The sequence below is a fragment of the Mesorhizobium sp. WSM4836 genome, assembly GCF_055811815.1.
This window is the reverse complement of the sequence record NZ_JBVVQF010000009.1, coordinates 206,242-216,239: the sequence shown is the minus strand read 5'-3', so window position 1 is coordinate 216,239 and position 9,998 is coordinate 206,242. Positions and strand designations below refer to the sequence as shown.

Sequence of the window (9,998 nt, the reverse complement as noted above, 5' to 3'; positions counted from 1 at the left end):
GCGTCGCAGCGGTTTGTTCATCATCAGACATGCTCACCATCCCGCGGCCATTTCACACGGCGGATCGAAAACATCAACCTTCCTTGCCACATCGGCGCGCGCTGCCGCCCAATTCTGCTTGCCGCCACGCGTCTGTGTTTTCGACCTCGAAACCCTGCCCGCGAGGGCGGAAAGGACTGCCCATGGACATGACGTTCAAGGGCGCCGCCAGGCGCCTCGATGACCTTGGTTTGCCAAGGCTCGGCGCCCGGATCGGCGTCGGCGAGGACGAGATGCACGCCTTCCTAGATGTTGAAACCAGCGGGCACGGCTTCGACGCCCTTGGCCGGCCGGTCACCCTGTTCGAACCGCACATTTTCTACCGCAATCTGTCCGGCGACAAGCGCGGGCAGGCGGTCTCGCCTATCAGCGGTGGGGCGAAAAGCCATACCCCAGGGCAGCTACCCACGGCTCAGGGCAAGACCACACCAACGCAACGTACTACATCGAAGGGACGCACCGGACAGTCGCGGCGGCCATAGTGGCAAGGCTGGAACGGCAGGCGTTGCGATGGGGCAGGCGGCCAGTTCGCTGCTACCAAGCTGCTCGTTCAGCCTTGCTTTGGGCCTCGTCCTCGGTCATCCGCCTGTATTCCCAACGGCCACGCCGCCAACGACGCATAAGCGGGCCAGCAGCAAATGAACCGTCCGGCACTTCCTTCGATCTGACGGCATAGGTGTCAGACCACTCCGATGGATCTCCGCCGTGGATCCACGTCCTAAGCAGATGCAAGAGCATGTGCGGAAGTCCCCAAGTCCCGCGTTCTCCTTTAGCTGATTTCGTCACGTGCAGCTAGATAGGGCGAGACGCCGACTGCTCAGAGCCTCTTCGCGAAGGGCGGGGGAAAGCAACGTCCTCCGGCGCGAGAGCATTACGATCGCTGGATCACGGCATGCGGAAGAGTCCGTATCAGACGGCAGTCAGAACGGCTTGCAAGGAATTGGTCGGTCGCAGTCCGGCATCCGCCGTAGTCGTTGTAATCGTCAAGGATCATGAACCCGCCGGGGCTCAAGACTTCGAGAGTCCGCTCAAGGCAGAACTTGACCGGATCGTGCCAATCGCAATCGATCTGGGCCAGTGCTACTCTGCTTTTCGGATGAAACTGCACTGTGTCTTCGAACAGGCCCTTGTGCAGCACAATCTTTTTGCCATCGACTGGGAAACCAAAGTCCTTGAAGCTGGCACTCACTTTCTCGAACAGGTCGCCTAGATATCCATAATACGCGTCGCCGCCGATGCCTTTGGATTGTCCGGATCGGATAGTCTCGTAGCGGGCCTTGGATTTTTCGTCGTCCTCGTCCGTGGGGCTCGGAATCATTCCAAACACATCGTAGCCGTGGAAAGTACGGTCCCCGTCTAGTTCGGACGCGATGTAGATTGCCGAGCCACCGAGCGCGATACCGTATTCAATGAAGTCGCCGGAGACGTTTTCACGCCTCAGTTGCCTGATTGAGTCGCGAAGGCTGATAAACTTGGCGTCCGAAAGATACGTCAGCCGGGCGCGTCGCACGGAGCGGGCGACGGCAGGCACTCTAAGCCTGTTTGTATTCTTCAGCACGTGTTGGGTCAGTCTCGACAGCATCGTGTGGTTCCCTCCTCGAAGCTCGTCCGCTCCATCGCTCATTTGAGAGCGCCAAGCACTTAGCACATCCTCCGACCATCACAACCTGCCCGCGAGGGCGGAAAGGACTGCCCATGGACATGACGTTCAAGGGCGCCGCCAGGCGCCTCGATGACATAGACTTGCCAAGGCTCGGCGCCCGGATCGGCGTCGGCGAGGACGAGATGCACGCGTTCCTCGATGTTGAAACCAGTGGGCACGGCTTCGACGCCCTTGGCCGGCCGGTCATCCTGTTCGAACCGCACGTCTTCTACCGCAACCTGTCGGGTGCCAAGCGGGCAAGAGCGGTAGCCACTGGCCTCGCTTATCCGAAGTGGGGCGAGAAGCCCTATCCCAGGGATAGCTACCCACGGCTCAAAGCGGCTTGTGCGATCGACGAAACCGCGGCGCTCAAATCCGCTTCGTGGGGGCTGGGCCAGGTTCTCGGCGAGAATTTCAAGGCGGCCGGCTTTCTTACCGTGCAGGCGATGGTCGGGGCGATGATGGCGGACGAGGCGCTGCAGCTCGGCGCGGCGATCGATTTCATCATCGAGAACCGGCTCGACGACAATCTGCGCAACCATGACTGGGCGGGATTCGCCAAGGGCTACAATGGCGCCGGCTATCGCAAGACCTCCTACGATACCAGGCTTGCCGAGGCCTATCGCAAATGGTCGCGTATCAAGGACACGCCCTGGCCGTCTGCCGGCCCGGTGTCATCGGCGGTCGTCCCTGCAGCCCCGCCAGAGCCCGCGAAGCCAATTCCCGTTCCACAACCGACCGCCACGCCCGCGCCCTCTGTACCTGCTGTGCATGCCGCCAGGTCCGGCTTCTGGGCAGCGCTGATCGCAGCCATCCTCAAATTCTCAGCCGTCCTCAAACTGTTTGAAAGGATATGACATGTGGACCCGGATCAAGAGCTTTTTCCGCGACAGCGAAACAATATTCTGGGCGCGGCTTCAGACGGCCATCGGCATCGCTGCGACCATCGTCACCTATGTCGACCCGCAAGTGCTGTCGCCGGTCATTCCGGGGGAATGGTTCCCCTGGTTTCTTGTGATCAACGGCGTTTTGACCGAGTTCCTGCGCCGCCGCCGCGCGGAGGATTTGTGATGGCAGCATTCCTCACGATTCTCAGCGCCATCATCGGCAACAAGGTGGTCATGACGGTATTCGCTGCTGTCGCGGGCGGCATCGGCCTTTACGTTGCCGGCGGCATCAACCGGGCGAAGAAGTAGGCGGTCAAACAGGCCGAGGCAAAAGTCGCGGCCGCCGAAGACCGCCTGGAAATGAGGCGCGAGGCCGCCGCCGAGGAGCGCAAGGCCGCCGGAATGGCCGATGCGGCAGCAAGAGCGGAGGCTGCCAAATGGGCAAAGCGCTGATCCTGTGCGTAGTGCTCGCGGGCTGCACGACAACCCAGCCGGCCGGCAATCCGCGCCAGGTCTGGTGCGACCACAACCAGCCGCGCCGGCCATCCGCCCCGGTCGTCGCCGCCATGAGCCGGCCCGAGCTCGACGAGATGAACGCCTTCAACGGGCAGGGCGCCAGATGGTGCGGGTGGACGCCATGATGCACGAGCTGCTCGACGTCTTGGGCATCAAGGCGCCGGTGTTGGTCGCCGGCTTGTCCGGCGGCATTTTGCGGGCCTTGTCCCGTCATCGCTACAAGGTCCGCGAAATGGTGGCCTCGCCGATCTGCGGCGCGCTGGCTGCGGCATATCTGACGCTGCCGGTCGTGCATTATTTCCGCGCCGCCGGCCTGCCCATTCCTTCTCCGGACGACGACACGACGACGCTGGCCGCGGCGTTCCTCATCGGCGTCTCGGCCATGTGGATTTCGGACATTGTCTTCGAATTGATCGTGCGCCGGTTCGGGCCGGTGAAGGAGGAGTAAGCCGCCGGACGAAAGAGTGACATTTAGTTGGAGCCCGCCGCGCCAAAAGTGCGGCGGGCTTTTTGCATTTTCCCTCGCATCCTGTACGATCTTTCTTTCGCGCGAGGGCAGCTCGATCCAGCGCTTGCCAGACCAACATGCGCGCTAGGCTTCACGGGAGATGGTCTCATGCTTGCCAGGGTCCTTTCAGAAGCGGCAGTCGTGACAGCCGGGGCGCTTCTGTTTGCCGCGACGGCCTACGCCCGGCCGGACAGCCGCGCGATGACGTGCGAACAGACACAGCTTCTGATCCAGAGGCATCGCTCGGTAGTGCTCACCACCGGCCAGAACACCTACGACCGATACGTCCGACAATTCGGCAATGAATGCGACTGGCCGGACGTGCCAGGCGCCGCGTATATCAAGACGCGTGACGGATCATGTCTGGTCTATCGCTGCCAGGAGCCGGTCTTCGACCTCCCGAATTGAAAGCAGGCGGCGCCTCATTCCTCGTCGAAGGAACCACCCTCGCGTGCGAGATCGCGCGAAATGACACGTTCGTCGGTATCATCCGGCAAGGCCTCGTCGCTTTCCTGGTAAGCGTTATCGTCGTCCTCCTCCGGCAGTTCGCCGCTTTTCTCGACGTCATAGCAAATATCGCCGTTTTGCGGCACGCCGTCAGGGAGGATTCTCCCGCTCCGGATGGCGTCCCAGTCCTGTTGCTGGATCGTCGGGCTCTCCGTCTCGTCGTCGGTTCGTTCTTTCCTGCGCGGTTCCATCGCCGTTTCTCCATGATTTCAGCGGCCCTGAATTGGCTCAGTGATTGAACTCATAAGTCTGGCGGCCGGTTCCGGGCCACTGGGGTCCGGGCGCGTTGCCGCACGACGGAACCAATCGCGCCTGCCTGCCTTCAGAAGATATTGGCGCGAAAGGAGCTCGACATGAGACCGCTCGTTTTCTTGCCGTGCATGCTAGGCGCGCTGGTGCTGGCGGCGCCGGCGGCCGCACAGCCGGGCGAACAGGCGCAATCCGACCACTGCAAGGCCGAGCCGCCGGACAAGAACAGTCAGCAGCAGAAGCCGGCCGGCAACAATTTGTCCGATACGCTCGAGCCATGCGGTGGGGTGCTGAAGCCGCCGCCAACGGGCGATCAGGGCATGGCGGCGCCACCGCCGGATGAGGGCAAGACGCCGGTGATCAAGCCCGGCGAGGTGCCGCCACAGCAGTAGCAGCGACGGGCGGCAACTTCGCGCCGCTTGAGCCGGCGGGTTTGTCGCAGCCGCCTAGGAACATTAGCTTGTTCTAAAGGTTATTTCAGACGCAGCCGATATCACCCCCTCCGGTATCGCTGCTGATCGGGAAACCGATCGGCCCGCGTCTTGCGACGCGGGCCACCGCAGCTCATCCGGCGCCGCACCGCGCGGGCACTTCACCGCGATTCGATTAGCCGCCACTTACGGAACAACAAGGAGGCGTGGGCGTTTGCCTACAGGGTTCGCCGCTTCGACCGGAATGCCGCGTCGCAACCTAAAGGCGAGGCCCGTAACAACAGGAGTAGACGATGAAAATCCACCTTGTTCCTGCTGCGGCGGGATTGGCGTTGCTTGCCGGCGTCGGCGTGGCCACCGCGGACCAGGTGATTGTCACGCCCGAACAGCAGACGGTCATCCGCGAATACGTCCACAAGCACCCGTTGGCGTCGATCAATCTTCTGGGGGTGGAGCTCAATATCGGTTCCACGTTGCCCGATACAGTCGAGCTGCAACCGATCGATGTTCCAGACGTGCGGTACAGATACGTCGTCGTCGGCAATCGCACGGTGCTCGTCGACCCAGGCACCCGCAAGATCGTGCACGTTCTCGACTGATCGACGTTCCCAAACCGCGAACCGGATTTGTAAAGGTCACGGTCTTATGAAAATCGAGCTCCATCCCGAGCGATCGGGATGGAGCCGCTGCCGTCCAGGGAAAGGAGCCATTCCCATGCTGCCGCATGTCGAGCCGGTCAACGTGGCCGCCGCCGTCGACAAACTGCTTGCAGAACGAGGGGATGGCCTGCTGTCGATGAAGGCGGCGATTGCACTGCTGCGTGAACGCACCGGAACCGAGCGCTCGGACGCCGACCTTGAAGGGCTGATCATCAAGAAGGCGGCGCTCCTCGGCGTCGCCGTCCTGTGTGACAGAGAGGTTCAATGACGCTGTTGCCTGGCGCCCAAGACGCCGGTCGAAATTTCAGCTAGAACAAAGTTGCTTACGCATGAACCGAGCCGACGGAGGCATCAGTGACGGACAGGCAGGAACGGATTCGCCAGCGGGCACACGCGATCTGGGAACAGACAGGCAGGCCCGACGGGGCGCATAAGCAGCATTGGGATCAGGCTACCGCCGAAATCGACGCAGAAATCGCCACGAAAGAAAAGACCGCCAGCCGGCCGAAACCGACATCACGTCAGCTTAAGACGGCGCCCGCCGCCAAGGACGGAACCAAACCCAAGGCGCGACCACGCAAAGCGTGAACTCGAGCGGATTTGATTCCGCTGTCGGAAGCCCGTCCTCGGAAGCCCAATTGTGCGGCTAACTATTGCCTCGCTTTATTCGATCGCCCACCATTGCGGCTGTGTTCATCCATCGCGGTGCCCATCAGCTGACACTCGCATCTGCTTCAGCAGGTAGAGGACAGTTCGGCCGATTTCGCTGGTGTTCCGCCTTCCAAGTAAAATTTTCGGAAAAATTGACTACAAAGTTCACTGGGCTGTTCTGTGAACAGATACCATGAGGCTAGTAAGTTGATTGGCAGCGAAACCGATCATCTCCTTGCAAATTAGTAGACATGCAACCGGCGCCGTCGCGGGCTGTTCAGCGCAACTACAGCAAGGAGAGTGTTATGACCACCATAATCAAAACAATCACCGATGCGGTGGCATGCGGCGCAGTTATTTTCATGCTCTCGATGCCCGTGAATGCCGCGGACGGAATTGCCGTTGGTGTTGGAACATCCATCGGCGGCAATGGCGGCATTAAAGCCGGCCTCGGCGCGACGGTTGGCGGTCGCGGCGGCATCGACGCCGGTGCCGGCGCAACGGTTGGCGGCAGCGGCGGCATCAAGGCAGGCCTCGGTGCCTCGGTAGGCGGCAGCGGCGGCGCTAACGCCGGTGCCGGTGCAACGATTGGCGGTTCCAGTGGCATCGCCGCGGGCACCGGCGCATCGGCCGGGGGCAGAAGCGGCATCAACGCCGGTGCCGGCGCGACGATCGGCGGTTCCAGTGGCATCGCGGCGGGCTCCGGGGTAGGTATCGGCAGCGGCGTTAAGGCTGGCGCAGGGGTCAGCATCGGCAGTGGTATCAATGCCGGCGCCGGTGTCGGGACCGGTGGGGGAAGCAATCCGAGCAATCCGTCCAATCCCAGCAATCCCAGCTTGCCCCAGGTCGTTGCCGACATGTCGGGCGACAAGTTGGCCAGGATGAAGAAGCGCTGCGTTGACGTGCTCAGCAGCGAAGGCACTTACGACAGCGATCTGCGCCAATTGTGCCTGCTGATCGCTCGCCGCTAAGGCGAACAGATCGGATGAAATGTCGGACCGGGCCGAGAGGCCTTCGTCCACCAAACCTCCAGCAGTCCAAAGCCCGCCATTGCGGCGGGCTTTTTTGCCGAGCACGTGGCGGCAGCATGGCTGGGCTCACAAGAGCACGCGCCTCACTGCGTTTGACGGCCAAGATCCGGCGAAGTGGCTGTTCCGTCTCCCAGGGCGTCCCAGCCCACTGCGCGGCTGCTTTGCATCAGCTGAGTGCACGCAAACTCCGCCAGATCGGCTTCCGCGAAGCCGTCGAACTCGATAGCTGCGCCTTGGAGCTGGGCGGCTTGCATGACGAGCCATTCAATGTCTTCGCGCGCGACATTCTCGGCGAGGTTCCGCAGTCGCACGTCTTCGGCGACAGCAGTCAGATTGATGGCAATCCCGGATCGCAATGTAGCTCGAATTCGGGAACTGACGTCTTCGTGCAGGCGAAGCGAAAATCCGTAGCGCATGGAAAAACCTTCCTTCAGGAGCGGTTTGTCCCTCGTGTTCTACCATGCGCCCAGGTTCCGTGATTGGCAAGCGAAAATCCTAAAAACTCGTTTCATGTCAACTAGTTAGCGTATTTTGTTGATTGCCCATTTGATGCGTGATCCGCTTCATCGGACTTTTGCACGACTCTCTCATTTGAAGGCCTTGACGCATTCTGCTCACATACCTACTTCTACAGAAAATTAGGCACATACTAACTCAGCTGCTTTTAGGCTGGTATGATTGGAGACCGAGATGTCCGAACTGGAACGCCCGGAACGATTGCAGATCATGCTGACCGTCGATGAACTGGCGGCGTTGGAGAACTGGCGCTTCGACAAGCACATGCCGAGCCGGTCGGCCGCGGTACGTGAGCTTTTGAGGCGAGGTCTCACAGCCGATGGTTTCCTGACCGCGGCGCACGGGACCAAGTCGCGCGATTTCGGCATTCTGCCGCATTCTGCAGATGGCGACCGCAGCGCGGCCGACGGACCATCCCAGAAGGAATAGCAGTTCCGCCGCGACCGCCCGCTCTCCGACCGTGCTTCGCGCCTCTCCTGCTTCGCGATGAGCTGTGAACGTCTGGTCTGCTGATCGCCGCGAAATAGAAGAGATCCAAAGCTTTGTCTTGCCAGAAGCTCCGCAATCAGGGAGTGCTTGATTGGCATAATGTGGGCTCGGGAATTTGCCGATGACGCTGGAGTTGACGGCCGACGACCAGTCGATGCTGCATGGCGAGCAAGGCTCGGCAGCGGCTGCCGCCATGAAGATCCTCGTTGCCTTTTCGAAAGCGGTCGGCGCGCGCAGGTTGCTGGACATTGCCGGTGCCCATATCGACGGCTGCCTCTATCACGGCCAGGCCAGCCTTGATTTCGTCGAAAGGCTGATCGAGGGCGGCGGCCGCGTTCGAGTGCCGACGACGCTGAATGTCGGTTCGTTCGACCTCATCCATCCCGGATTGGTGAAGATGCCGGTGTCGCAAGAAGCGCCGGCGCGACGCCTGATGAAGGCGCATCTGGAACTCGGCTGCCAGGCGAGCTTCACCTGCGCGCCCTATCAGACTCGGTTCCGGCCAAGGTTCGGCGAGCAGATCGCCTGGGGTGAGTCCAACGCCATCGTGTTTGCCAATTCGGTGATCGGGGCGCGGACCAACCGCTATGGCGATTTCATCGATTTGTGCTGCGCAATGACCGGGCGCGCGCCGGCCTGGGGACTGCATCTGAGTGAAAATCGACGAGGCCAGATCCTGTTCGAGCTGACTGACGCTGCTTTCGAGCCTACCGACGCCCTGTTTGTCGGCGTCGGGCTGATCGTCGGGCAGAGGGCCGGCGACCGCGTCCCCGTCATATCGGGCCTGCCGCAGCCGCGCGACGAGGACCAATTGAAGGCGCTGGGGGCGGCGGCGGCAACGACCGGTGCCGTGGCACTATTTCATGCCGTTGGCATCACGCCGGAGGCGGAGACGCTGGATCAGGCATTGCACGGCCTGGTGCCAGAGGAAAAAATCCGGACCTCTCGCGCTGATATCCACCATGCGCTGGCCAGGCTGTCGAGCGTCCCCGACGGCGTGCAGCTTGCAGCCGTGTCGTTAGGCACGCCGCATTTCTCCCATGAAGAATGGATGCGCCTGTTGCCGTTGCTGCGCGACGTTGCGCCGGGCAAGGGCATCCCGATCTATGTCAACACAGGGCGTGCGACGCTGGCGCGACTGCAGGACGAAGGCGCACTGGCCGGCATGGGAGCCTTCGGCCTCGTTCCGGTTACCGACACCTGCACCTATGTCACGTCGATCCTCAAGCGTCTCGATGGCGTGGTGATGACCAATTCGGGCAAATGGGCGCATTACGCACCTGGCAATATCGGTGTCTCGGTGGCCTTCGCTGACATGGAAGATTGTGTCCGCTCGGCCGCGGCCGGCCGCGTCGTGCGAGCCGCGCCATGAAGGCGCCGGCCAGAACCGGTACATTCCTCCTTTCCGGCTCGGCACAAGGCCCGGCGCTGGTGCTTTCGCAGGCGCTCAGCTTCTGGGGCGGGATCGACGTCGAAACGGGCGACATCATCGACCATTCGCATCCGGACCTCGGCGGCAATATCGCCGGCAAGATCCTGGTGATGCCCAGCGGGCGAGGGTCGTCGTCCTCGTCTTCGGTTCTGGCCGAAGCGATCCGCAGGGGCACGGCGCCGGCCGGCATTATCCTGGAGCGGCCGGATCCGATCCTTGCCGTCGGCGCCATCGTTGCGGAATTCCTCTACCAAATCAGCATGCCGCTGGTCGTCTGCAACATGTCAGGCATTGTCTCCGGCGACCGGATCGCAATCGGCCTGGGCGAGGATGCGCAAGCGATGGTGAGCAAGCTCTAGTCGGCCATCAGTCCCGCCGCGCCGCCAATAATTTAAAACCACGAGGGTGTCACTTGCGCGGCGGGTTCACGCGGGCCTTCGT

Annotated in this window: 18 protein-coding genes; 15 read left to right on the top strand and 3 right to left on the bottom strand. The window is 61.8% G+C overall.

The genetic code is table 11. From position 1 onward, the window contains the following. Window positions 1-182 precede the first annotated feature (182 nt). Window positions 183-521 (top strand): N-acetylmuramidase domain-containing protein, encoded by a 339-nt coding sequence (locus AC0L2P_RS13810; protein WP_473501799.1) that lies wholly within the window; start codon window positions 183-185, stop codon window positions 519-521. Window positions 522-910: 389 nt separating this feature from the next. Here AC0L2P_RS13810 and AC0L2P_RS13805 read toward each other — a convergent pair whose 3' ends face one another. After that, window positions 911-1,663 carry a TylF/MycF/NovP-related O-methyltransferase gene (locus AC0L2P_RS13805; protein WP_473501798.1) on the bottom strand — a complete coding sequence of 251 codons (753 nt, stop codon included), beginning with the start codon at window positions 1,661-1,663 and terminating at the stop codon, window positions 911-913. Window positions 1,664-1,734: 71 nt separating this feature from the next. Here AC0L2P_RS13805 and AC0L2P_RS13800 point away from each other — a divergent pair, with 71 nt between their 5' ends. The 6 genes from AC0L2P_RS13800 to AC0L2P_RS13775 all read left to right on the top strand — a co-directional run bounded on the left by AC0L2P_RS13800 (window position 1,735) and on the right by AC0L2P_RS13775 (window position 4,000). Further along, window positions 1,735-2,538, top strand: coding sequence for an N-acetylmuramidase family protein (locus AC0L2P_RS13800; RefSeq protein ID WP_473501797.1), 804 nt, complete (start codon window positions 1,735-1,737; stop codon window positions 2,536-2,538). A gap of 1 nt (window position 2,539) precedes the next feature. Beyond that, window positions 2,540-2,752 carry a hypothetical protein gene (locus AC0L2P_RS13795; RefSeq protein WP_473501796.1) on the top strand — a complete coding sequence of 71 codons (213 nt, stop codon included), beginning with the start codon at window positions 2,540-2,542 and terminating at the stop codon, window positions 2,750-2,752. Then, window positions 2,752-2,877, top strand: a complete 126-nt coding sequence (locus AC0L2P_RS13790) for a hypothetical protein (RefSeq protein WP_473501794.1) — start codon at window positions 2,752-2,754, stop codon at window positions 2,875-2,877. Before AC0L2P_RS13795 ends, AC0L2P_RS13790 begins: the two co-directional genes overlap by 1 nt. A 128-nt stretch (window positions 2,878-3,005) precedes the next feature. Next, window positions 3,006-3,209: a hypothetical protein gene (locus tag AC0L2P_RS13785; RefSeq protein ID WP_473501793.1), complete on the top strand. Its 204-nt coding sequence runs from the start codon at window positions 3,006-3,008 to the stop codon at window positions 3,207-3,209. After that, window positions 3,209-3,532, top strand: coding sequence for a hypothetical protein (locus AC0L2P_RS13780; protein WP_473501810.1), 324 nt, complete (start codon window positions 3,209-3,211; stop codon window positions 3,530-3,532). The genes AC0L2P_RS13785 and AC0L2P_RS13780 overlap by 1 nt, the downstream gene beginning before the upstream one ends. A gap of 168 nt (window positions 3,533-3,700) precedes the next feature. Further along, entirely contained in the window at window positions 3,701-4,000 is a 300-nt protein-coding gene (locus tag AC0L2P_RS13775; RefSeq protein WP_473501792.1) for a hypothetical protein, read from the top strand. A gap of 14 nt (window positions 4,001-4,014) precedes the next feature. Here AC0L2P_RS13775 and AC0L2P_RS13770 read toward each other — a convergent pair whose 3' ends face one another. Further along, a complete protein-coding gene (locus tag AC0L2P_RS13770; protein ID WP_473501791.1) occupies window positions 4,015-4,290 on the bottom strand; it encodes a hypothetical protein in 276 nt (91 codons plus the stop codon). A gap of 162 nt (window positions 4,291-4,452) precedes the next feature. Here AC0L2P_RS13770 and AC0L2P_RS13765 point away from each other — a divergent pair, with 162 nt between their 5' ends. From AC0L2P_RS13765 to AC0L2P_RS13745, 5 genes are all read left to right on the top strand, one after another. Continuing rightward, window positions 4,453-4,740, top strand: a complete 288-nt coding sequence (locus AC0L2P_RS13765; RefSeq protein WP_473501790.1) for a hypothetical protein — start codon at window positions 4,453-4,455, stop codon at window positions 4,738-4,740. 332 nt (window positions 4,741-5,072) lie between these two features. After that, on the top strand, window positions 5,073-5,378 hold the full coding sequence (locus AC0L2P_RS13760; RefSeq protein ID WP_473501789.1) for a DUF1236 domain-containing protein: 306 nt from the start codon (window positions 5,073-5,075) through the stop codon (window positions 5,376-5,378). A 115-nt stretch (window positions 5,379-5,493) separates the two neighbouring features. Further along, window positions 5,494-5,706 (top strand): hypothetical protein, encoded by a 213-nt coding sequence (locus AC0L2P_RS13755; RefSeq protein ID WP_352452715.1) that lies wholly within the window; start codon window positions 5,494-5,496, stop codon window positions 5,704-5,706. Between the two features lie 86 nt (window positions 5,707-5,792). Continuing rightward, window positions 5,793-6,026, top strand: coding sequence for a DUF2934 domain-containing protein (locus tag AC0L2P_RS13750; RefSeq protein WP_473501788.1), 234 nt, complete (start codon window positions 5,793-5,795; stop codon window positions 6,024-6,026). A 314-nt stretch (window positions 6,027-6,340) separates the two neighbouring features. Then, window positions 6,341-7,060, top strand: coding sequence for a hypothetical protein (locus AC0L2P_RS13745; protein ID WP_473501787.1), 720 nt, complete (start codon window positions 6,341-6,343; stop codon window positions 7,058-7,060). Window positions 7,061-7,203: 143 nt separating this feature from the next. On the opposite strand, the gene AC0L2P_RS13740 is transcribed toward AC0L2P_RS13745, so the two are convergent. Continuing rightward, the gene (locus tag AC0L2P_RS13740; protein WP_473501786.1) at window positions 7,204-7,536 is read right to left on the bottom strand and encodes a hypothetical protein; all 333 of its coding nucleotides are present in this window, start codon (window positions 7,534-7,536) and stop codon (window positions 7,204-7,206) included. A 274-nt stretch (window positions 7,537-7,810) separates the two neighbouring features. Between AC0L2P_RS13740 and AC0L2P_RS13735 the strand changes: the two genes are divergently transcribed. The 3 genes from AC0L2P_RS13735 (at window position 7,811) to AC0L2P_RS13725 (ending at window position 9,916) form a co-directional block, all read left to right on the top strand. After that, a complete protein-coding gene (locus AC0L2P_RS13735; RefSeq protein ID WP_352474222.1) occupies window positions 7,811-8,065 on the top strand; it encodes a hypothetical protein in 255 nt (84 codons plus the stop codon). A 181-nt stretch (window positions 8,066-8,246) separates the two neighbouring features. Continuing rightward, complete coding sequence (locus tag AC0L2P_RS13730; RefSeq protein WP_473501784.1) at window positions 8,247-9,497, top strand: aconitase X; 1,251 nt, start codon at window positions 8,247-8,249, stop codon at window positions 9,495-9,497. Further along, on the top strand, window positions 9,494-9,916 hold the full coding sequence (locus tag AC0L2P_RS13725) for an aconitase X swivel domain-containing protein (protein ID WP_473501783.1): 423 nt from the start codon (window positions 9,494-9,496) through the stop codon (window positions 9,914-9,916). Before AC0L2P_RS13730 ends, AC0L2P_RS13725 begins: the two co-directional genes overlap by 4 nt. The last annotated feature ends 82 nt before the right edge of the window (window positions 9,917-9,998 follow it).